Origin of the sequence: Amycolatopsis solani (genome assembly GCF_033441515.1) — a bacterium.
GTDB lineage: Bacteria > Actinomycetota > Actinomycetes > Mycobacteriales > Pseudonocardiaceae > Amycolatopsis > Amycolatopsis solani.
This window is the reverse complement of the sequence record NZ_JAWQJT010000003.1, coordinates 2207741-2227988: the sequence shown is the minus strand read 5'-3', so window position 1 is coordinate 2227988 and position 20248 is coordinate 2207741. Positions and strand designations below refer to the sequence as shown.

At 71.7% G+C, this 20248-nt stretch carries 18 protein-coding genes; 10 read left to right on the top strand and 8 right to left on the bottom strand.

Translation table 11 applies throughout. The annotated features are described in order from the left end of the window. The first annotated feature begins 287 nt into the window (after positions 1-287). Complete coding sequence (locus SD460_RS42955) at positions 288-3413, top strand: glycoside hydrolase family 31 family protein (RefSeq protein ID WP_318307642.1); 3126 nt, start codon at positions 288-290, stop codon at positions 3411-3413. Positions 3414-3479: 66 nt separating this feature from the next. Here SD460_RS42955 and SD460_RS42950 read toward each other — a convergent pair whose 3' ends face one another. From SD460_RS42950 to SD460_RS42940, 3 genes are read right to left on the bottom strand one after another with little or no spacing between them, the layout of a single operon-like run. Then, positions 3480-4913, bottom strand: coding sequence for an alpha/beta hydrolase (locus SD460_RS42950; protein WP_318307641.1), 1434 nt, complete (start codon positions 4911-4913; stop codon positions 3480-3482). Positions 4914-4939: 26 nt separating this feature from the next. After that, complete coding sequence (locus tag SD460_RS42945) at positions 4940-5659, bottom strand: ABC transporter permease (RefSeq protein WP_290056596.1); 720 nt, start codon at positions 5657-5659, stop codon at positions 4940-4942. A gap of 13 nt (positions 5660-5672) precedes the next feature. Beyond that, the gene (locus tag SD460_RS42940) at positions 5673-6557 is read right to left on the bottom strand and encodes an ABC transporter ATP-binding protein (protein ID WP_290056595.1); all 885 of its coding nucleotides are present in this window, start codon (positions 6555-6557) and stop codon (positions 5673-5675) included. 108 nt (positions 6558-6665) lie between these two features. Here SD460_RS42940 and SD460_RS42935 point away from each other — a divergent pair, with 108 nt between their 5' ends. From SD460_RS42935 to SD460_RS42915, 5 genes are all read left to right on the top strand, one after another. Then, on the top strand, positions 6666-7805 hold the full coding sequence (locus SD460_RS42935; protein WP_290056594.1) for a sensor histidine kinase: 1140 nt from the start codon (positions 6666-6668) through the stop codon (positions 7803-7805). Beyond that, positions 7802-8404 carry a response regulator transcription factor gene (locus SD460_RS42930; protein WP_290056593.1) on the top strand — a complete coding sequence of 201 codons (603 nt, stop codon included), beginning with the start codon at positions 7802-7804 and terminating at the stop codon, positions 8402-8404. Before SD460_RS42935 ends, SD460_RS42930 begins: the two co-directional genes overlap by 4 nt. A gap of 240 nt (positions 8405-8644) precedes the next feature. After that, complete coding sequence (locus SD460_RS42925; RefSeq protein WP_290061864.1) at positions 8645-8959, top strand: DMT family transporter; 315 nt, start codon at positions 8645-8647, stop codon at positions 8957-8959. Beyond that, positions 8956-9318 (top strand): DMT family transporter, encoded by a 363-nt coding sequence (locus tag SD460_RS42920; protein WP_290061865.1) that lies wholly within the window; start codon positions 8956-8958, stop codon positions 9316-9318. Before SD460_RS42925 ends, SD460_RS42920 begins: the two co-directional genes overlap by 4 nt. Then, the gene (locus SD460_RS42915; RefSeq protein ID WP_290061866.1) at positions 9293-9826 is read left to right on the top strand and encodes a TetR/AcrR family transcriptional regulator; all 534 of its coding nucleotides are present in this window, start codon (positions 9293-9295) and stop codon (positions 9824-9826) included. The genes SD460_RS42920 and SD460_RS42915 overlap by 26 nt, the downstream gene beginning before the upstream one ends. Before the next feature lie 3 nt (positions 9827-9829). On the opposite strand, the gene SD460_RS42910 is transcribed toward SD460_RS42915, so the two are convergent. Both SD460_RS42910 and SD460_RS42905 read right to left on the bottom strand, forming a co-directional pair. Then, entirely contained in the window at positions 9830-10126 is a 297-nt protein-coding gene (locus SD460_RS42910) for a hypothetical protein (protein ID WP_290061867.1), read from the bottom strand. Positions 10127-10170: 44 nt separating this feature from the next. Beyond that, positions 10171-10971, bottom strand: a complete 801-nt coding sequence (locus tag SD460_RS42905; RefSeq protein ID WP_290061869.1) for an LLM class flavin-dependent oxidoreductase — start codon at positions 10969-10971, stop codon at positions 10171-10173. Positions 10972-11130: 159 nt separating this feature from the next. On the opposite strand from SD460_RS42905, the gene SD460_RS42900 reads away from it, so the two are divergent. Then, positions 11131-14811, top strand: a complete 3681-nt coding sequence (locus tag SD460_RS42900) for a S8 family serine peptidase (protein ID WP_318307640.1) — start codon at positions 11131-11133, stop codon at positions 14809-14811. On the opposite strand, the gene SD460_RS42895 is transcribed toward SD460_RS42900, so the two are convergent. The 3 genes from SD460_RS42895 to SD460_RS42885 form a co-directional block, all read right to left on the bottom strand. Further along, positions 14804-15832 (bottom strand): helix-turn-helix transcriptional regulator, encoded by a 1029-nt coding sequence (locus tag SD460_RS42895; protein WP_290061871.1) that lies wholly within the window; start codon positions 15830-15832, stop codon positions 14804-14806. The two genes, SD460_RS42900 and SD460_RS42895, sit on opposite strands and share 8 nt — an antisense overlap. A gap of 229 nt (positions 15833-16061) precedes the next feature. After that, on the bottom strand, positions 16062-17477 hold the full coding sequence (locus SD460_RS42890) for a M1 family metallopeptidase (RefSeq protein ID WP_290061872.1): 1416 nt from the start codon (positions 17475-17477) through the stop codon (positions 16062-16064). Positions 17478-17576: 99 nt separating this feature from the next. Then, complete coding sequence (locus SD460_RS42885) at positions 17577-17981, bottom strand: DUF2267 domain-containing protein (RefSeq protein WP_318307639.1); 405 nt, start codon at positions 17979-17981, stop codon at positions 17577-17579. 148 nt (positions 17982-18129) lie between these two features. Between SD460_RS42885 and SD460_RS42880 the strand changes: the two genes are divergently transcribed. The 3 genes from SD460_RS42880 (at position 18130) to SD460_RS42870 (ending at position 20244) form a co-directional block, all read left to right on the top strand. Further along, complete coding sequence (locus SD460_RS42880; protein WP_290059081.1) at positions 18130-18738, top strand: hypothetical protein; 609 nt, start codon at positions 18130-18132, stop codon at positions 18736-18738. Positions 18739-18827: 89 nt separating this feature from the next. Further along, a complete protein-coding gene (locus tag SD460_RS42875; RefSeq protein WP_318307638.1) occupies positions 18828-19559 on the top strand; it encodes a hypothetical protein in 732 nt (243 codons plus the stop codon). Positions 19560-19674: 115 nt separating this feature from the next. After that, entirely contained in the window at positions 19675-20244 is a 570-nt protein-coding gene (locus SD460_RS42870) for a hypothetical protein (protein WP_290059079.1), read from the top strand. The last annotated feature ends 4 nt before the right edge of the window (positions 20245-20248 follow it).

Genomic DNA, 20248 nt, shown 5'->3' with positions numbered 1-20248 from the left:
CGCTTTCGGCGAGCCGCCGCTGGGTGCGCGGGAGGCGGCGCCCGGGGATCGGTGGCCCGAGCGTCGTGAACGGGTCATTCACGTCGCCGGACGACAGGAATGAGTCATTCACGTCGTCCGATCCCGGGGCACCCCAGGTCTGACGTTGCCGGGGGACCCCCTGCGCTTTCGCGGCCCGCGACGGAAGTAGGGCAATCGGGTCTCTGAACCGGTCAGGCCGTGACACTGCGCGAAGCGTGCGCTATACAGAGCACATCATGCGTGTTAGTGCGCGAAAGGTGTCATTAATGAGCAGACTTGCGCAATCGCTGACCTGTCTGGCAGCGGTCACCGCCCTCGGGCTGGCGCCCAGCGCGGCGTACGCGGACTCGCCGGCCGGCAGCCTCGGTGACCTCACCGGCGTCTCCGCCGACGGCCCGACGGTCACCCTGAAGTCCGGCGCCGCCGCGGTGCGGGTGAGCTTCCCGGCCGAAGGCGCCGTCCGGATCTGGCTCGCCCCCGACGGGACGTTCACCAACCCGGCGGGTGACAAGATCGTCCTGCCCAAGACCACGACCCCCGCGACGCCGAAGCGCGTCGACAAGGGCGCCTACTGGGCCATTTCCACCCCCAAGGCGACCCTGCGGGCCTACAAGCACCCGCTGAAGTTCGCCCTCTACGACGGCGCCGACCGCACGCAGCGGTGGGCCGAGTCCGCGCCGCTGTCCTGGACCGGCACCACGACCACGCAGACCCTCGCCCGCACCGCGGCCGAGCAATTCGTCGGCGGCGGCGAACAGAATGGCCGGTTCAGCCACCGCGACCAGACCATCAAGATCTTCGCCGACGACAACTGGGACGACGGCGGCGCGCCCAACTCGCAGCCGTTCTACGCCTCGACCGCGGGCTACGGCGTGCTGCGCAACACCTTCGCGCCCGGCAGCTACTCCTTCACCAGCCCGGTGAAGACCACGCACGACGAGCGCCGCTTCGACGCCACCTACGTCGTCGGCACCGGCCTCAAGGACGTCGTCTCGGGCTACACCGACCTCGTCGGGAAGCCGTTCCTGCCCCCGATCTACGGCCTGGAAACCGGCGACTCCGACTGCTACCTGCACAACGCGAACCGCGGCGAGCGGCACACGCTCGACGCGGTCAAGATCGCCGACGGCTACACGCAGAACGGCATGCCGAACGGCTGGATGCTGGTCAACGACGGCTACGGCTGCGGCTACGAAAACCTGCAGCAGACCGGCGAAGGCCTGCGGAAGAACGGCATGCAGCTCGGCCTCTGGACCGAAAACGGCGTGCCGAACCAGGCCGAAGAGGTCAAGGCCGGCGTGCGGGTGCGCAAGCTCGACGTCGCCTGGGTCGGCCCGGGCTACCAGTTCGCGCTCGACGCCTGCGACACCGCGTACAAGGGCATCGAGGACAACAGCGACGCACGCGGGTTCGTCTGGCAGCCGGTGAGCTGGGCCGGCGCGCAGCGCTGCGGCGTGCTGTGGAGCGGCGACCAGGCCGGGTCCTACGACTACATCAAGTGGCAGATCCCGACGTACGCGGGCGCGACGACGTCCGGCATCGCCTACAACACCGGCGACATCGACGGCATCTTCGGCGGCAGCCCGCAGACCTACGTCCGCGACCTGCAGTGGAAGACGTTCCTGCCCACGGCGATGACGATGGACGGCTGGGCGTCGTCGGACAAGCAGCCGTGGCGCCAGGGCGAGCCCTACACCTCGATCAACCGCAAGTACCTGCTGCTCAAGGAAAGGCTGCTGCCCTACACCTACAGCTACTCCGCGCAGGCGCACCAGACGGGCGTCGGCCAGGTTCGCCCGCTGGCCCTCGAATACCCGGACGACCCCAACGTCTGGACGGACAAGGCGAAGTACGAGTTCCTCTCCGGAACGGACTTCCTCGTCGCACCGGTGTACGAGAAGGCCAACGTGCGCAACGGCATCTACCTGCCGAAGGGCACGTGGGTGGACTACTGGAGCGGCAAGACCTACACCGGTCCCACCACAGTGGACGGTTACGACGCCCCGCTCGACACGCTGCCGCTGTTCGTCCGCGCCGGGGCCGTCGTCCCGATGTGGGCCGAGGGCACGAAGTCGTGGCAGACCCGCGACAAGGGCGAGCTCGACCTCGACGTCTACCCGCAGGGCAAGGGGAGCTTCACGCTCACCGAGGACGACGGCGTGACCCGCGGCTACCAGCGCGGCGAGCAGGCGAAGCAGACGTTCACCGTCGACGCGCCGCAGTCCGGCCCGGGCACCGTGACCGTCGGGATCGGCGCGAGTGCCGGCAGCTACCCGGGGAAGCCGGCCGCGCGGAACTACCTCCTGACCGTCCACACGGGATCGAAGCCCGGCGTCGTCCAGGCGGGCACCGCGGTGCTGCGGCAGTACGGCAGCAAGGCCGACCTCGACCGGGCGTCCGCCGGCTGGTGGTACGACCCGGCGGGCCGGGGCGTCGTGCGGGTCAAGACCGGGCAGCTCGGCGCCGGTGACCGCCAGGACGTCCGGCTGTCCGGCACCAGCGCGGTCGGCGGCTTCTTCCCCGAGGACGACCACGGCTCGGTGGCGCTGACCGTGCCGCCGGTGGCCGCGCCGGGCCAGGCCGTCACCGGTACGCTCGGGTTCACCAACGGCACCCCGCTGCCGGTCCGGGACGTGCGGCTTTCCCTGCAGGGCACCGGGTTCCGGGCCGACGTCCCGGCCACGCCGAAGGTGGTCCTGCCCGGGCAGACCGTGCGGGTCCCGGTGCGGCTGACGCCGGACGCCGGGCTGAAACCGGCGGACTACCAGGTCACGGCGACCGCGTCGTACCAGGCCCGGCTGGGTGCGCACCAGGCCGTCGACTCGGCCACCGTCACCGTCCCGTATGCCTCGCTGGCCTCGGCGTTCGGCAACGTCGGCGTCACCGACGCGGCGCACGTGGCGGCGGGCGACCTCGACGGCGGCGGCAGCAGCTTCCGCGCGGAGGGCCTGGCGGAAGCGGGCCTGAAACCGGGAGCGGCGTTCACCGCGAACGGCGCCACGCTGACCTGGCCGGACGCCGGCGGCGGCCAGGCGGACAACGCCGTCGCCGCCGGTCAGACCATCGCCGTGCGGGGCACCGGGACCAAGCTGGTGCTCGCGGGCACCGGCACGGGCACGGCCAAGGGCACGGTGTTCGTCCAGTACGCGGACGGCAGCACGAGCCAGGCCGACGTCGGCGTCCCGAACTGGTGCTGCGCCGACCCGGCCCAGTACGGCGCCACGACCGTCGCGACCGTGCTGGGCAAGAACACCCGCACCGGCCCGGCGTACCCGACGACGCCGTACCGGGTGTTCGCCAACTCCGTCCCGCTGACCGCGGGCAAGGAGGTCGTGGCGGTGACGCTGCCGTCGAACTCGGCCCTGCACGTGTTCGCCACCGGCATCGCGTGACCGAGGGGTCGTGAGTGTTTAGTCGGGTTCTAACCCGCCTAAACACTCACGACCACCTGGCGTGCCTCAGCTTTCCGCGGCGCAGTACGTGTCGGCCGGCCGCTTGCCGGTCACCAGGAACTCGGTCACCAGCGTGTTCCCGCAGTGGTTCGGCCCGAACAGGTAGGCACCGTGCCCGCCCTGGTCGATCGTCACCATCCGGGCGCGCTCGCCGAACGCCGCGCGCAGCTTGCGGGCCCCGGACAACGGCGTCCCGGGATCACGCTCGTTCTGCACCATCAGCACGTTCGCCGGACCGCGGCCGGTGATCTTCACCGGCGGTTCGGCGGGCGGCGCCCAGTACGCGCACGCCCCGATGTTCGCGCTCGCCGCGCCGAGCAGGGGGTACCGGATCCGGTCGACGGCGACGTCGACCTGGTAGCTCGCGATCGACCGCGGCCACGCCGAGTCCCCGCAGATCACCGCGAACCGGGACGCCAGCAGGTTTTCCACCCCGGTCGGCGGGTCCGCCGGCGGCTTCGGCGCGCGGCCCTCCTCGAGCCCCTGCCAGTCCTTGGCCAGCTGCGTCAGGTCCGTCGAGTAGAGGCCGCTGAACGTCAGGCCGCGGAAGACCGTGCCGGTGATCCCCTCGATCGGCGTGCGGTCCAGCCGGGCCGCCAGCTCGTGGAACTTGGCCGTCACCTGCGCCGGCGTCGTGCCGAGCCCGTACTCCGGGTGCGCCGCGGCGAACTTCGCGAAGTCCGGGAAGCGGTCCTCCATGCCCCGGCCGAACCCGCGCATCGCCGCGATGTCGTAGCCGCCCGGCCCGAGGTTGCTGTCCAGCACGATCCGGTCGCTGCGCTCGGGGAACAGCGTCGTGTACACCGCGCCCAGGTACGTCCCGTAGGACGCGCCGAGGAAGGACAGCTTCGGCTCGCCGAGCACCGTCCGGATGCGATCCATGTCCCGTGCGGTGTTGGCCGTCGTCAGGTGCGGCAGCATCGACGCCGTTTCGGCTTCGGCGCACTGCTTGGCCTCCTGCTTCGCCAGCGCGGCCTGCTTGACGACGTCGGCGGGGCCGTGCGCGTACGGCAGGTTGCCGACCGCGATCTGCTCCGGCGTCAGGTCGCAGGTCACCGGCGTGCTGTGCGCGACCCCGCGCGGGTCGAACCCGATGATGTCGTAGGTGTCGAGCACGTCCTGCGGCAGCTTCACGAGCTTCAGCAGCTGCGGGTAGTCGAGACCGCCACCGCCCGGACCGCCCGGGTTGGTCAGCAGCACGCCCCGCCGCTTCTCCGGGTTCTTGCTCGGCAGGCGCGACACGGCGACGTCGATCGTCTTCCCGCCCGGGTCCCGGTAGTCCAGCGGGACCTTCACGGTCGTGCACTGCAGGTCCGGCGTCGGGAAGGCCCCGGCCGGGCAGGGGCCCCAGTTCAAGGCGTTCGGCGCGGCGGAGGCGGTGGGCACGACGGTCGTCGCGCCCACCACGGCGATCGCCGCGGCCAGGAGTGCTTTGCGCATCGGAATTCCTTTCGTTCGCACCGCGGTCAGCGGCGCGGTTCCCAGCGGAAGAGCCGCGTCGCCAGCACGACCGCGACGAAGACCCAGGCCAGGGTCGGGGCGAAGAGGAGCAGCGAATCGGCGGCCGGCTTGCCGCCGTTCCAGGCGTCGAGCACCAGCTCGGCCGCCGACCCACCGGGCAGCAGGCGCTTGAGCAGCGTGAGCTCGCCGGTGCCACTGAGGCCGACCCAGCCGGCCACCGCGATCACGCCGAGGCTGACCGGCAGCGTGGTCACCTGCGCGTGTTCGGGCGAGTTCGTCAGGCCGGCCGTGGCCAGGCCCAGCGCGAGCATCATGACCACGGTGGCCACCACGGCCGCGGCCAGCAGCAGCGGGTTCGCCGGTTTCCCGGTGACCACGGCCAGCACCGCGAGCAGCACGGCGATCTGGACCACCGCGATCGCGGTGACCGGCAGCAGCAGCCCACCGAGGATCCCGGCGTCCCCGGCCGCGGTCGAGCGCAGCCGCTTGAGGAACAGGTTCTGGCGGCGGGCGGCCAGTGTCGTCACCGTCGTGGTGTAGAGGCCGATGCCCAGCACGAAGAACAACGTCAGCGTCGCGATGTAGCCGAGGCTCCCGACCTCGGCGAAGACGTCGTGCCGGGCGATGAAGAACGCGCTGAGCCCGACCGGCAGGACCAGGGCGGTGACCAGGACGAGCCGGTTCCGGAACAGCTGGATCAGCTCGCCGCGAGCGATCGTCAACATGGGTCCTTCTCTCTCAAGAGTTTTCGATGGCGCGGAAGACGTCGTCGAGCCGCGTCGGCCCGGCCTGGAGGTCGAGCAGCTCCACGGCCTGGTCCTGCGCCCAGGCGAGCAGCGTGTGGAGGTCCTTCTGCAGGCCGAAGGTCTCGACGAGGAACTTGCCGTCGGCCCCGCGAGTGGCGAGCAGGGGCGGCGAAGGCGCGTGCGCGTCGAGTCCGAAGTGGATTGTCGAGGGCAGCGTCCTGGTCAGCTCGGAGACCGTCCCCTCGCGGTGGAAGGCGCCCTGGTGCATCAGCCCGATGCGGTCGGCGCGCTGCTGCGCTTCTTCGAGGTAGTGCGTGGTGAGCACGACGGTGGAGCCGTCTTCGCGCAGCCGGTCGACGGCGTCCCAGAGCGCGTCCCGCGACTGGATGTCGAGGCCGGTGGTGGGCTCGTCGAGGAAGACCAGTTCGGGCGTGCCGTAGACGGCGGTGGCGAAGTCGAGCCGCCGCTTCTCCCCGCCCGAGAGCTGCCCGACCTTCGTGGCGGCCTTGCGGGTGAGGTCGACCACGCCGAGCACCCGCCCGACGTCGTCGTGCCGTTCGGTGAGCCGCCCGACCAGCGCGACGGTCTCGCGCACCGTCAGGTCGGCGGAAAACCCGCTCTCCTGCAGCATGATCCCCATCCGCGGGCGGACCGCGGCGCGGTCACGGGGGTCCTTCCCGAACACCCGCACGGCCCCCGAGGTCGGCGCGCGGTGCCCTTCGACCGTCTCCAGGGTCGAGGTCTTCCCGGCGCCGTTCGTGCCGAGCAAGGCGTAGAGCTCCCCGCGATCCACTTGGAACGAAAGGTCTTTCACGGCGGGGAAACCGCCGTAGGTGAGGGTGAGGCGATCGACGTCGATGACCGGTGTCGTGGACATGCCCTGAATTCCAGCGCGGATCGCCGCGGCCCGGCAGTGCGGTGACGTCACCCCGATACGTGACGTGGTGTCACTGGTGGTGCCCGCTCAGCCGGTTACGCTCGGCTGGTGGAGATGCCGATGATCGCGCGGAGGACGTCCTGGACCGGCGGGAAGGTCCAGGAACGGCTGCGTCGGCTGAACCTGATCACGACCGTCCCGCCGCTGGCGATCGTCGGGGTGCTGTTGCTGCTGCTGACCGCCCGGACGTGGTGGCACGTCGTGCTCCAGGTCGTCGGGCTGGTCGCGGCGCTGGCGACGGCCGAACGCTGGACCGCGGGGGACTACCTGCGCGTCGCGCGGCCGAGCCTGGTCATCACCGCGTTGGTGTGGCTGGGCGGGGCGCTGACCGACGACACGTCCGCGTTCTTCGGGCTCTCCGTCGTGGGGTCGTTCCTCATCCCGCCGCTGCCGCGCCACCGGCTCGCCGCGCTGGCCGGGCTGGCGGCCCTGATCGCGGCCCTGGGCACGACGAACGCGCTCGTGCACGACGACCGGATCGGCTGGCGGCTGTTCCAGTTCGCCGCCGTTCCCGCGTGCGCCATGCTGTTCTCGACCGCGTTCATGTTCGTCAGCCAGCGCTTCTTCGACCTGATCGCGGAACTCGAACAGTCCCGCGATCGCGAAGCGGAGCTCGCCGTCACCCGGGAGCGCGTGCGCTTCGCGTCCGACCTGCACGACATCCAGGGCCACACGCTGCACGTGGTGAAGCTGAAGGTGGCGCTGGCGGAGAAACTGCTGGACCGCGAACCCGCCCGGGCGCGCGAGGAGCTGCGGGAGGTGCACAGCCTGGTCGGCGACACCATCGTCCAGACCAAGGAACTCGCCTACGCGCAACGGCGGCTCAACCTGTCAGCTGAATTGGAGAACGCGAAGAACCTCTTCGAGGCCGCGGGCATCCACGTCCGCGTCGAGCGCGAGTCCGAAGTGGACTCAACGGCGGGCGAGCTGCTCGGCCAGGTCCTGCGCGAGACGACGACCAACATCCTGCGCCACGCCGAAGCCCGCCACGTGCGGATCACGCTGACCCGGCGCGGGATCGCGATCGTCAACGACGGCGCCCCCGACACCGGCCCGCCCGAACTCAGCGGGCTCGCGGTGCTCCGCCACCGCCTGGCGGAGCACGGCGCCGAACTGGAAGTCTCGCACTCCGACGGCCGCTTCCGCACCGCGGCGGCCTTCCCCGCGCCGAAGGAGGCCCGACGATGACGACGGTGGTGCTCGCCGACGACGAAGCCCTGCTGCGCAAGGCCTTGGCCGCCCTGCTCCCGCTGGAGGGCGAGATCACGGTGCTGGCCGAGGCCGAAGACGGCGAGACAGCGGTGGCGGCGACCCTCGAACACCGCCCGGACGTGCTGGTCATCGACCTCGAGATGCCCCGCGTCGACGGCCTCGGCGCGGTCGAGAAGATCCGCCGCGCCCGCCCCGACCAGGTGATCCTGATGCTGACCCGCCACGCCCGCCCCGGCGTGCTCCGCAAGGCGCTGAAACTCGGCGTCCAGGGCTTCGTCAGCAAGGCGGCGGAACCGGCCCACATCACGTCGGTGATCAAGACCCTGCACGCGGGCAAGCGCTGGATCGACCCGGACGTCTCGGCCCTCGCCGTCGTCGACGACTGCCCGCTGACCGACCGCGAGCTCGACGTCCTGCGCGCGACCCGGGAGGGCTTTTCGGTGGCGGACATCGCCGGGCAGCTGCACCTCGCGGAGGGCACGGTCCGCAACTACCTGTCGAACGCGATGCAGAAGACCCAGACCCGCACCAGGCACGAAGCGGCCCGCTACGCCCGCGAGCACGACTGGCTGTAGCGTCGCCCCGCGCCCCGCGCCCCGCGCCCCGCGCCCCGCGCCCCGCGCCCCGCGCCCCGCGCCCCGCGCCCCGCGCCCCGCGCGAGTCTCAAGCGCCCCAATGTGGCGTTCGGTGCGTCAGACGCACCGAACGCCACATTGGGTGCGTCCAACGCAACCAACGCCACATTGGGGCGCTGGAGGCGGCACCCGCGCGACCCGCCGTCCAGAGTATGAACGCTTGTACATACTCTGGACGTCATGACCTTCCTGGTACTAGCGCTCGCCATCGCCTCGGGACTCTCGGGGACGCTGTTCACGCGCGCCTCCCACGGGTTCAAGCGGTGGCGCCCCGCCCTGGCCGCCGTCGTCTCCTTCGCTTGCGCCACTCTCCTGCTGTCGTGGCTGGTCCAGCGGCTGCCGGTGGGGTTCGTCTACGCCGTGTGGACCGGGACCGCGGCGGTGGTCCTCGTGGTTGTCGACCGGCTCTTCTTCGGGGTGCGCACCCGCCCGGTGCAGCTGCTGGGCATGGCGCTGACGGTGCTCGGCGTGACGATCCTCGGGTTCCAGGGATGAGCGCGGCCCGGGTGCGCGGCTGGCTGTGCCTGGCCGCGACGGTCGTGCTCGAGGTCGTTGCCACGCTGACGCTCAAGGCGTCGCACGGGTTCACGGTCCCGCTGCCGTCGGTCGTCTCGGTCGCCGCCTACTGCGGAACGACCGTCATGCTGGCCTTCGCGCTGAAGGTGGTGCCGGTGAGCGTGGCCTACGTGGTCTGGACCGGCGCGGGCACCGCGGCGGTGGCCCTGCTGGCGGCGGTGCTGTTCGCGGACCGCCTGTCCCCGGCGGGCTGGGGTGGCGTCGCGCTCGTCGTCGTGGGTGTCATGCTGATCAACGCGAGGAGGGGAAGCCGTGCGCCCGAAGAACACACCCAATGATCCGGACCGCCGGGAGCGGATCGTGCACGCGGCCATCCGGCTGGTGCGGGCCGGCGGGATCGCGAGCGTGACGGCCCGCTCGGTCGCGACCGAGGCCGGCGTCCCGGTCGGCTCGGTCGCCTACCACTTCGACTCGGTCCCGGCCCTGCTGCTCGAGGCCGGCTCCCGCGTCCTGCGCCTGCGGACGGACACCCTGGTGGAGTGGCTCGCGGGCACCAGCCCGGCGAACGTCGTCACCCGGCTGGCGGAGCTGATCCACCACCAGCTGACCGAGCAGCGGGAGACGAGCGTGGTCGCCTACGAGCTGTACATGCTCGGCATGCGCCACGAGGAGTTCCGCCAGGTCAGCCGCCTTTCGAACGCCCGCCTGCGCGAACGGCTGGCGGAGGTCCTGCCCCCGGCCGAGGCGGCCCGCCTGGCCGCCGCCGCCGACGGCTTCCAGCTCCAGTGCCTGTTCGAGGTGGAAACGCCGACGGTGGACCAGATCGAGTGGGTCCTGACCGGCTGAAGTTCAGCGGACGGCGAAGGCCACGACGGCGGCGGGCACCGCGCCGAGCACGACGCAGAACAGCCCGGCGAGCCGGCTCGCCCGGCGCGCCGACCACACGGCGAGCCCGCCGGCCAGCACCGTCCACGCGGCGGCCGCGGCGAACAGCGTGAACGCCGGGCCGGCGCCCACCCAGTCGCGGCCACCGCTCGCCAAGGCCGCGAGCAGGAGCAGCGCGCCTCCGGCGGCGACCCCCAGCGCGATCAGGACGAACCCCAGCGCCATGACCACCGTCTTCGCCACGCGCACGTCGTCCCGCACGAGCCGGAACGGTATCGGCCCGGGGTTCGTCCTCCGCGCGTGACTCAGTGCGGCCCGTCGCGCAGCACGCCGCGCACCTGGTCGACGGAGAGGGCTTCCGGGTCGAAGCCGGTCAGCAGCCAGGTCGCGCCCGCCCGCGCGTAGGCCGAGCCGTCGTCGCCGGGCTGGATTTCCGCGACGTAGTCGAATGGTCCGGTGCCGGTCCGCAGCGCCTCCACCTCGGCGACGGCGTCGGCGAAGCGGCCGGCGGAGTCGAGGTTCACCGGGAAGTACCCGTCGAGCCGCGCGGCCCGGCGCATCGGGCGGAGCTTGCCGGGGAAACCCGCCGCCCAGACGGGAATCCGCCCGGCGGGTGCCGGCAGGAACCGGATGCCGTCCACCGTGTAGTGCTCGCCGCGGTGGTGCACGACTTCACCGGACCAGGCGGCGGTGAGGACGTCGAGAGCTTCGTCGAGCATGCGGGCCCGCACCCGGTCGTCGCACTCCTCGCCGGTGCGGGAGAACTCCTCGCCGAACCGGTCGCTGCCGAGGCCGACGCCGAGCGTGAGCCGTCCGCCGCCGAGCCGGTCGAGGGTGGCGGTCTCGCGGGCGAGCTTGGCGGGCCGTCGCCTGCTGATGGCGCTGACCATCGGCCCGAACCGCAGCGACGAAGTGGCGGCGGCGACCGCGGCCAGCGTGATCCACGGATCGGCCACCGCGGCCACCGGTTCGCGCCAGCGCAGGTGGTCCCAGACGAAGAAGCCGTGCCACCCGGCCGCTTCGGCCTCGGCGGCGAGCTCGGCGACGAGGACGGGGTCGGCCAGCTCGTCGAAGAGCGGCAGCCAGAGCGCGTGCTGTGGGGTCATGCCGGCCACGCTACGGAGGCCCGGCCGTCGCGAAAAGCGATCAAGCCCGACGGCCGGCGACCGCGGCGTGCGGTGGGCGGCTGACGAAGATGCGACGTGTCGTGTTTCGGACGTCTCCGCCCTAGTGACGGATCACGGTCGCGGCGCGAGCCTGGTGCGATGCACTGGAGATCACGTGTTCTGGTCCTGGCCTGCGCCGGGACCCTCGTCGCGGGCACCGCCGGTGTCGCGCACGCGGCCCCCGGCCCACAAGCCGCGGCGGCTCCCGCGGGGGTCGAGCGGCATTCGGTCACCCTGCTCACCGGGGACGTCGTCCAGGTCGAACGGCAGCCCGGCGGCAAGCAGGCCGCCACCGTCCAGCCCGCGCCGGGCCGGGAGAAGATCCGGTTCCACCAGCAGGAGGTCGACGGCCACCTCAGCGTCTTCCCCGAGGACGTGGCGCCCCGGCTGGGCTCGAAGCAGGTCGACCGGACCCTGTTCGACGTCACCGAGCTGATCGCCGAGGGGTACGCCGACGAGCAGTCGGCGACCCTCCCGCTGATCCTCACCTACCGCAAGGGCACGGACCTCCGGAAAACCACCGCGAACGCCGAGCTCGGCGCGACGCTGACCAGCGTCAACGGCCGTTCCGCGCGGGCCGGCAAGGCGACCGCCGCCGCGTTCTGGGCCTCGTCGGGGAACCTCGAGCGGATCTCCCTGGACCGCAAGGTCCGCGTCTCCCTCGACCGCAGCGTCCCGCAGATCGGCGCCCCCGAAGCGTGGGCCGCGGGCTACGACGGCACCGGCACCACGGTCGCGGTGCTCGACACCGGCTACGACCCCACCCACCCCGACCTGGCCGGTCGCGTGAGCGAGGCGGTCAACTTCACGACCAGCCCCGACACCACCGACCACTTCGGCCACGGCACGCACGTCGCCTCGACGATCGCGGGCTCCGGCGCCGCGTCCGGCGGCCGGCTCAAGGGTGCCGCGCCGGGCGCGAAACTGCTCGTCGGCAAGGTGCTCGACGACGACGGCTTCGGCTACGAATCCTGGGTCCTCGCCGGGATGGAGTGGGCGGCGCACTCCGGCGCCAAGGCGGTCAACATGAGCCTCGGCGGCGGCCCGACCGACGGCACCGACGCGCTCAGCGTCGGCCTGAACGCGCTCAGCGCGGAGACCGGCACGCTCTTCGTGGTCGCCGCCGGCAACGACGGCGAACAGGGCGCGTACACCGTCGGCTCCCCGGGTACCGCCGAAGCCGCGCTGACCGTCGGCGCGGTCGGCCGTGACGAGAGCCTGGCGTCGTTCTCCAGCCGCGGTCCGCGGTTGGGCGACAACGCCGTCAAGCCCGACATCACCGCGCCCGGCGTCGGCATCGTCGCCGCCCGCGCCGCGGGCACCGCCATGGGCGACGTCGTCGACGACCACTACACCGCCGCTTCCGGCACGTCGATGGCCACGCCGCACGTCGCCGGCGCGGTGGCGATCCTCGCCCAGCAGCACCCCGACTGGCCGGGCAGCCGGCTCAAGGACGCACTGGCCAGCACTTCCCTGACCGCCAACGGGCTCTCGGTGTACGAGCAGGGCGGCGGCCGCGTCGACGTGGCCCGCGCGGTGAAGCAGAAGGTCTTCGCCACCGGCACGCTCGACCTCGGCGCGGTCGAAGACGGCAAGGCGCCGGTGTCCAAAGAGGTCACCTACACCAACGCCGGCACCACGCCGGTGTCGCTGAAGCTCACCCTGGACGCCAAGTCCCTCGCCGGCGTGCCCGCCGCCGACGGGATCCGCCTCGGCAAGTCCACTGTGGACGTCCCGGCCGGCGGCCAGGCGACCGTCACGCTCACCGGTGACCCGGCGAAACTGGCCGCGGGCACCTACAGCGGACGGCTCACCGCGACCGCCGACGGGGTGGTGGCGCACACCGCACTCGGCGCGGACAAGACCGCGCCGAAGCACAAGGTCACCCTCACCGCGCTGGACCTGCAGGGCAAGCCCACCGTCGCGCCGTGGCTGCTGATGTACGGCGAGGACTACCGCTACGACGTCAACACCTGGCTGGGCGGCGGCAGCCTGACGGTCGAGGTCGGCGCGGGCGTGTACTACCTGACCGCGCAGGTCGACGGCACCGCGGACGGCCTCACCGCGTTCCAGGTCGTCCTGCCCGAGATCCGGGTCACCGGCGACACGAACATCGTGCTGGACGCCCGCAAGGCGGTGAAGGTCGAGATCGAGACCCCCAAGCCGTCCGAACAGGCCGGGATCTGGAGCTACTACACCTACCGCGAGCTCGGCCCGCGCCGGATCGCGAACTACGCCATGCAGTTCGACTACACCCGCGAACTCCGCGTCACCCCGACGCCGAAGGTGACGACCGGTGCTTTCGAGTTCGGCTCCCGCTGGTCGAGGATCGCGCCGCCGTTGACGGTGAACGTCCTGGGCGGCCGTGACCCGCTCACGAACCGCTACCTCGGCGGATCGCCCAAACTGGACGGCTGGCGGCTGCTGCAGGCCGTCTCCGCGGGGCGGGGCAAGCCGGCGGACTTCAAGAACGCGCGCGGGAAGGCCGCGATCGTCGACCCGGACCCGGCGGACTACAACCGCGACGACGTCTCCCGCGCCGCCGCGGCCGCCGGGGCGGCGATCGTCTTCATCGTCGTACCGGACGGCTGGGGCACCGCAAGCGTGCCGTCGATCAGCGCGGCGCCGAACCTGGCGATCCCGACCGTCCAGCTCGACCGGGACGAAGGGCTGGCGCTGCTGGCCAAGATCAAGCGTCTCCCGACGTTCCTGAGCCTGCAGGGGATCGCGGTCAGCCCGTACCTCTACGACGTGGTCCAGACCGAGCACGGCCGGATCCCGGACAAGATCGTCCACAAGGTCACCTCGGCGAACACCGCGACCGTCACCACCCACTACCGCCAGACCGGCAGCGGCGGTGAAGCCAAGGAACAGCGGTTCGCCTGGAAGCCGTGGCAGGACTTCGCCGTCAACGAGTACCAGCGGCTCGTGACGACGCCGTCGACCCGCGAGGAGTACGTCAGCTCCGGGGACATCCTGTGGCAGCACCGCGTCAAGCACGGCCTGATCTGGGACGAGATGTCCCCGCTCCAGGGCGGCATGACCGCGGCGCCGCGCACCTACACGGGCAAGGAGAACGTCACCGAGGACTGGTTCGCGCCGGTCGTCCGGCCCGCCATCCCGCGGGGCGTGCCGGGGATGGACTCGACCCGGGAGGGCGACAAGCTCCGCATTCAGATCCCGGAGTTCGTCGACAGCCAGACCGGGCACTACGGGTTCAACGAAGGCGACGACCAGGCCGGGCCGGCCACGACGTCGGCGAAACTGTTCCGCGACGGCACCCTCGTGTCGGAACAGCCCTACGCGTTCGGCACCTTCCCGGCCGGCGCGGACCCGGCGACCTACCGGCTCGACCTGTCGGTGCGGCGCGATTCGCCGGAGTGGCTGTTCGGCACGAGCACGCAGACGTCGTGGACGTTCCGCTCGGCCCGGTCGGCGGCGCCGGCGCTGCTTCCGTTGCTGCAGCTGGACTACGCGGTGGACGCCGACGCCGGCAACCGCCTCCCGGCCGGCCGCAAGGCCAGGATCGGCCTGACCGCGCGCTTCCAGGACGGGATGGCCGCGCCGGACGTGCGGGCAGTGAAGGCCTGGGCGTCCTACGACGACGGCAAGACCTGGCGCGTGGTCGACGTCAAGCGCACCGGGAAGTCGTACGAGGCCACGATCGACCACCCGTCGCTCGGCGTTACGAACTCCTACGTCGCGCTGCGGGTGCAGGCCACCGACACCGCGGGCAACGCCGTCGACCAGACGGTGCTCCGGGCGTACGGGCTCAAATAGCGTCGCGCACGGGCTCCGGGTGCCTTCCGCCGTCAAGCGGCAGGAGGCGCCCGGGGCTCGGCTCGTCCAGCCAGCCGAGCTTGCTGGCCTGCCAGGCCAGCTGCATCCGGGTGCGGACGTTGACGCGGCGCATCAGGTCCTGCAGCCGCCGCTGGACGGTCCGGTAGCTGACGTCGAGCTGCGTCGCGATCGACTTGTCGCTGACGCCGCCGATGAGCAGGGAGAGCAGCCGCCGCTCATCGGGATCGAGGTGGCTGGTGGGCGCGGTGTCCCCGACCCGCAGCGGCGACGCGCGTTCCCAGTAGACCTCGAACAACGCGACGAGCGCGGACAGCAGGCTGCTTTCCCGCACGAGCGCGGCGGTCGGCTCCCCGGTGCTGTCGTGGCTGACCAGCGGGCACAGCGCCACCCGGCGGTCGGAGATGGCCAGGCGCACCGGCAGTTTCGAGATCGAGCGGGCGATCTCGCCCCCTTCGATGCCCTCCAGGACGTTGACCATCCGGCCGGGTTCTTCGAGCAAGCCGGTCTCGTAGATCACGCGGTATTGGACGCCGCGGGCCTGCGCGAGCGCTTCCTCGACGTTCTCCGACGCCGCCATCGCGACGTTGCCTTCGAGGCAGAACCACAGGGACTCTTCGCGGGCACTGCGCTGGATGGCGAGCGCCTGCCGCCGGATCGCGTCGGCCCCGGTGACGACCTCGACGAGCTGCGCGGAGTCCCGCCGCCGCGCGCTGCCCCGGTACTCCTCGGCGAGCTGCGACACCGCGGCCCGGGCGGCCTCCAGCTTCTCCTGGCCGTGCACCAGCAGCGGACCGAGCGAGACGTCCGGCGGCGCGGACATGTAGTACCCGTCGGCCTTGTTGACGAGGCCTTTCGCCAGCAGGACGTCCAGGACGGGGTCCACCTCGGCCCGGCTCACCCCGGCCTGGCCCGCGATCTCGCCCGGGGTGGTCCGGTAGCCGCCGACGATCACGCGGTAGACCCGCTCTTCGTCGGGAGTCATGCCCAGCGCTTCCAGCACGATGCCTCCTAGCCCCTTGACCGGCGGTTTCCCGTCGGCGTTGACGGCTTGTCGACAACGTACAACGCGAGGTACAGACCAGCGAACAGGTCGGCCCGCCCGCGACGTCAAGCACCTGCCGGCCGGTCCAGCCTGGTCCCACCGCCGCCGATCCGCCGGTTGCGGGATTCGACCCGCTGCCGCATCGACCTGTCGGCGCCCGCGGTGCGGAGAAGAACCCGGTTTCGGATCAGAGGGCCGGCTTGCCCGGCTGGTAGAGCCACGTCCGGAAGAACGAGCCGAGGTCGCGGTGGGTCAGTCGCTCGACGAACTCGGTGAACTGCCGCGTCGAGACGTTGCCGTACCGCTGCGTCGACGGCCACAGCGAGAGCAGCCGGAAGAAGTCGCGGTCGCCGATCTTCACGCGCAGCGCCTGCAGGGCCATCGCGCCGCGGTTGTAGACCAGGTCGTCGAAGATGTGGTCGCGGCCGGGGTCGGCGACCTTGCCGCTCCAGTCCTTCTCCTCGGCGTACGTCTTCGCGAAGGTCTGCTGCACCGGGACGCCGGCGAACTTCTCCTGGTAGAGCCACTCCGAGTAGGTCGCGAAGCCCTCGTTCAGCCAGATGTCCGACCAGCGCGCCGGGGTGAGGCTGTCGCCGAACCACTGGTGGCCGAGTTCGTGGGCGAGCAGGTCGCCGTCGACGCGGCTGGTCTTCTGGTCGTAGACCGGCCGGCTCTGCGTCTCGAGCGCGTAGCCGACGCCGACGTCGGCGAGGATGCCGCCGGTCGAGTCGAACGGGTACGGCCCGTACACCGAGGACTCCCACTGGATGATCTGCGCCGTGGTGTCGTTGAAGACCTTGCCCTGCCCGGGCTTGGTGTCGATCGACTTGCCGATCGCGGTGATGTTCGGCAGGCCGCCGGCCGCGACACCGCGGGTGACGTGGTAGTCGCCGATCGCGAGCATGGCCAGCTCGCTGGCCATCGGCCGGTTCATGGACCAGCGGAACGTGGTCTGGTGATCGCGCGTGGTGGTGGGCCCGGGCTCGCCGTTGGCCAGCACGGTGAGCCCGGCCGGCACGGTGATGGTCTGGGTGTAGGTCGCCTTGTCGTCGGGGGTGTCGTTCACCGGGTAGTAGGTCGCCGCGCCGATCGGCTGGTTGAGCGCGACCGCGCCGTCCTTGGTGGCGACCCAGCCGGAGACGCCCAGCGCCGGGTCGTCGATCTGCTGCGGGACACCGGCGTAGCTCACCGAGACGACGAACGGGCTCCCCTTCCGCAGGCCGGACGGCGGCGTGATCACCAGCTCCTGGGCCCCGCTGCGGGTGAAGGCGGCGGTCCGGCCGTTCACCGTGAGCTTGCTGATCGTCAGCGGTCCCTGGAAGTCCAGGTCGAAACGGGAGAGGTCTTGGGTGGCCGTGGCGAGGATCGTCGTGGTGGCGTCGATCGCCTGGGTCTCGGGGTGGTACGCCAGCCGGATGTCGTAGTGGCCGACGTCGTAGCCGCCGTTGCCCATGTCCGGGAAGTACGGATCCCCGGCCCCCGGCGCCCCGGGGGAGTACCGCGGCGCCGCTTCCGCTGCCGGGCTCGTCGCGGCGAGCAAGCCGACGGACAGCGCGCAGGAGATGACCACCAGCCGGCCACGGCTACGGTTGGCGCCTCGCATGGGACCTCCTCGGCAAGCAGCGACGCTGAAGAGTAGGTCCGATCCGACACGCGATCAAGGGTGCGGCGAGTCTGCCGTCGCGTCATCGGCCTCCGAGTGTCACGGCAGGTCTCCTCCTGGCGCTCGAAGCCGAGGGCCGGCTGCCATTTCCCGGAACTCCAGCGGCAGCTGGCTCATCATGTGGCGGACGTCGTCACCGTCGATCGTGTCGCGCAGCGTGGCGAAGACCGCTGCCACGCCGATGTCCGCGGTGCCCCGGTCCACGCCGGCCCGTTCCGCGGTCCGGCGGATGAACTCGTCGAGGCTGAAACCCTCGGCTTCCTCCTCGGCCGCGGCCAGCGGGGTTTGCAGCTCCACGGGGAGTTGCCCGGCGATGTGGCGCGCCTCCCCGCCGGTGATGCGTTCGCTCAGCGTCCACAGGGTGGCCTGGGTCAGCGCCTCGGCCTGGTCCCGCGGGACGTCGGCCCGCTCGGCCACCTCGGCGACGAACTGGTCGTGATCCATGATCCAAGGATGGCCGCCGCGGGCGGGCGGCGGCTCGGATGCCGGGGACCGATTTCGCCGGGCCGATTCGGCCTGCCGGGCCGATACGGCGCCGGTGCGATCCGGTGCATGGTCGAGCAGCCGACGTCGTCCCGAACCGGGGAGACCCATGACCGATCACGAGCAGCCGGTGAAACCGGGCTTCGTTCTCGACACGAAGCTGGTCAAGAAGTTCGTCGCCGGCGAGCTGGACGAAGCCGGTCAGGCCGAGCTGGCCGGCCAGGTGGCCCTCATCGCCGTGTTCCACGCTGAGCTGCCCACCGCGCTCGCCGCGCAGCTGACCCGGATCGTGCGGCACCTCGGCGGCGACGCCGAGCTGGTGCGGTGGCTGGACCGCTTCCCCGGCCGGCCGAGGATCGTGGCCAGGATGTTCGCGCTGATCGACCTGCTGGACACGGTCAGCGCCGAGCCCGCGGTGGTGACCGCGCTGGCCGAACTGCGCGCCGGCACGCGGTACCCGCCGGGGCTGGCCGGCTACCTGTCCCCGGACACCGACGACGAGACGCTCGCCGGGCTGGCCTGGCACATCGAACGGCTGGCCGCGGACGACCGGATGGCCGACGCGGTGCGGCTGGCCCGGAACTCGGTCGCGCTGGTGCAGCGAATCGCGGCCAGGGCCAGGGAGCTGAAACCGGACCTGCCCGACCTGGCCGGCTTGGCCGCCGAAGCGGGCAAGGCGGTCGACGACGCTGCCGATGAGGCGGGCTTGGCGAAGTGATGGTGCCGGCATCGACCGCGGGAGGGGCGACAACTGTGGATGCCGCGCTTTCACCCCAAGAGGAGGCGGCCGTCGAAGTGGTGGGACGGGTGCTCGACGCGACGGCACACCCGGACGAGGGCCCGGCCGGAATCTCCCTGGTCCGTTCCGACGGCCGCCGGGTGGCTCTCGTCGAGTCGACGGTCGGGGAGCGGCGGGAGCTCGGGCTTTCCCACCTGCGGCGCGAGTCGGATCTGCGGTGGACGGCACCGGCCCGCTGGTGGTGGCTCGTGACCGTCAGCGACGTCCGGTGCCTGTCCCGGGTGCGGGAGGTGTTCCCCGTAGCGGCCAGGACGTGCGAAGCGCACGGCGTGACCACCCCCGCCGGGCTCCCGGCGCCGGTGACGGCCGCGGTACCCGACCTGCACTGGCTGGTGCACCGGGCGCCGGCCCAGCTGGTGGGGCACCCGGGGAAGCTGGACGAGCCGGCGACGGTCAGCGTGACGCCCGGCCGCGGCCGGGCGCCCGCGGACCTGGCCACCGTGGCGCCCGCGCTGGAACGGTGGCTGATGACCGGGCAGGCCGTCCGTGTACTGGCGAAACTCGCGCGGTGCCGAGCCGACGAACGGCATCTGTACCTGACCGTGGACTACACCGGGCTGGCGCCCGACGTGTTCGACGCGCTCGTGCGAGCCGACGGCGTTCCGGAGGAGCCGCTGCGAGAGCGCGGCGCCATCACGCACTTGTGGGTCGCGCCGGTGTTCGGCCGCCGGGTGCTGCTGTGGTCGCACCAGGACGGGTGGAGCCGGCACGAACCGTATCCGGCAGCGGTGACGGGCTGACGGCTCGCGCGTGACCGCTTCGTGTCCGAAATGTTCGCTCGCTCTCTCGCGCGCCGGTTATAGTCGCTGGCCAGGGCCTCGCGGTGCCGGGCCCGTCCTTGGGGGAGAGAAAACGATGAGCGGGTTCGTGTCCGCGGCTTTGGCTTTTCCTGCCGTGCTCTTCAGCGTCTTGCTGGTCGTCGTGATCGGCTATTGGGGGCTGGCCCTGCTCGGCGTCCTCGACATCGAAGACGGCGACATCGGCTTCTTCGGCGGCGTCCCGCTGTCCATTTCACTGTCGCTGCTGGTCGCCTTCAGCTGGTTCCTCAGCCTCGTCGGCACGGTCCTCATCGAAGGCGCGCCCCTGCGGGTCGTCCTCGGCTTCGCGGTGCTCCTGGCCGCGCTCGTCGGCGGGGCGCTCGGGACGCGACTGGTCGTCGTTCCCTTGAGACGGGTCTTCGCCGGGGCCGAACCGACGCGGCAGGACTTCGTCGGCCGGGTCGCCGTCGTGCGGACGTCGAGTGTCACCGAGGACTTCGGGCAGGCCGAAGCCACCGCGGCCGACGGCTCGTCGGCGATCGTCCAAATTCGACTGGCCGGCGAAGGCAACCTCGGCGTGGGGAGCCGCGTTGTCCTCTATGACTACGACTCCGCGGGTGAGTTCTTCTGGGTCAGCCCCATGGAACTCGAAGCAGAAAAGGACTGAACTG

Excerpts from the sequence above, each read along its gene's own strand:
- SD460_RS42955 (WP_318307642.1), top strand. The coding sequence starts at position 288 with ATGAGCAGACTTGCGCAATCGCTGACCTGTCTGGCAGCGGTCACCGCC.
- SD460_RS42950 (WP_318307641.1), bottom strand. The coding sequence starts at position 4,913 with ATGCGCAAAGCACTCCTGGCCGCGGCGATCGCCGTGGTGGGCGCGACG.
- SD460_RS42945 (WP_290056596.1), bottom strand. The coding sequence starts at position 5,659 with ATGTTGACGATCGCTCGCGGCGAGCTGATCCAGCTGTTCCGGAACCGG.
- SD460_RS42940 (WP_290056595.1), bottom strand. The coding sequence starts at position 6,557 with ATGTCCACGACACCGGTCATCGACGTCGATCGCCTCACCCTCACCTAC.
- SD460_RS42930 (WP_290056593.1), top strand. The coding sequence starts at position 7,802 with ATGACGACGGTGGTGCTCGCCGACGACGAAGCCCTGCTGCGCAAGGCC.
- SD460_RS42925 (WP_290061864.1), top strand. The coding sequence starts at position 8,645 with ATGACCTTCCTGGTACTAGCGCTCGCCATCGCCTCGGGACTCTCGGGG.
- SD460_RS42920 (WP_290061865.1), top strand. The coding sequence starts at position 8,956 with ATGAGCGCGGCCCGGGTGCGCGGCTGGCTGTGCCTGGCCGCGACGGTC.
- SD460_RS42905 (WP_290061869.1), bottom strand. The coding sequence starts at position 10,971 with ATGACCCCACAGCACGCGCTCTGGCTGCCGCTCTTCGACGAGCTGGCC.
- SD460_RS42900 (WP_318307640.1), top strand. The coding sequence starts at position 11,131 with ATGCACTGGAGATCACGTGTTCTGGTCCTGGCCTGCGCCGGGACCCTC.
- SD460_RS42890 (WP_290061872.1), bottom strand. The coding sequence starts at position 17,477 with ATGCGAGGCGCCAACCGTAGCCGTGGCCGGCTGGTGGTCATCTCCTGC.
- SD460_RS42885 (WP_318307639.1), bottom strand. The coding sequence starts at position 17,981 with ATGGATCACGACCAGTTCGTCGCCGAGGTGGCCGAGCGGGCCGACGTC.
- SD460_RS42880 (WP_290059081.1), top strand. The coding sequence starts at position 18,130 with ATGACCGATCACGAGCAGCCGGTGAAACCGGGCTTCGTTCTCGACACG.
- SD460_RS42870 (WP_290059079.1), top strand. The coding sequence starts at position 19,675 with ATGAGCGGGTTCGTGTCCGCGGCTTTGGCTTTTCCTGCCGTGCTCTTC.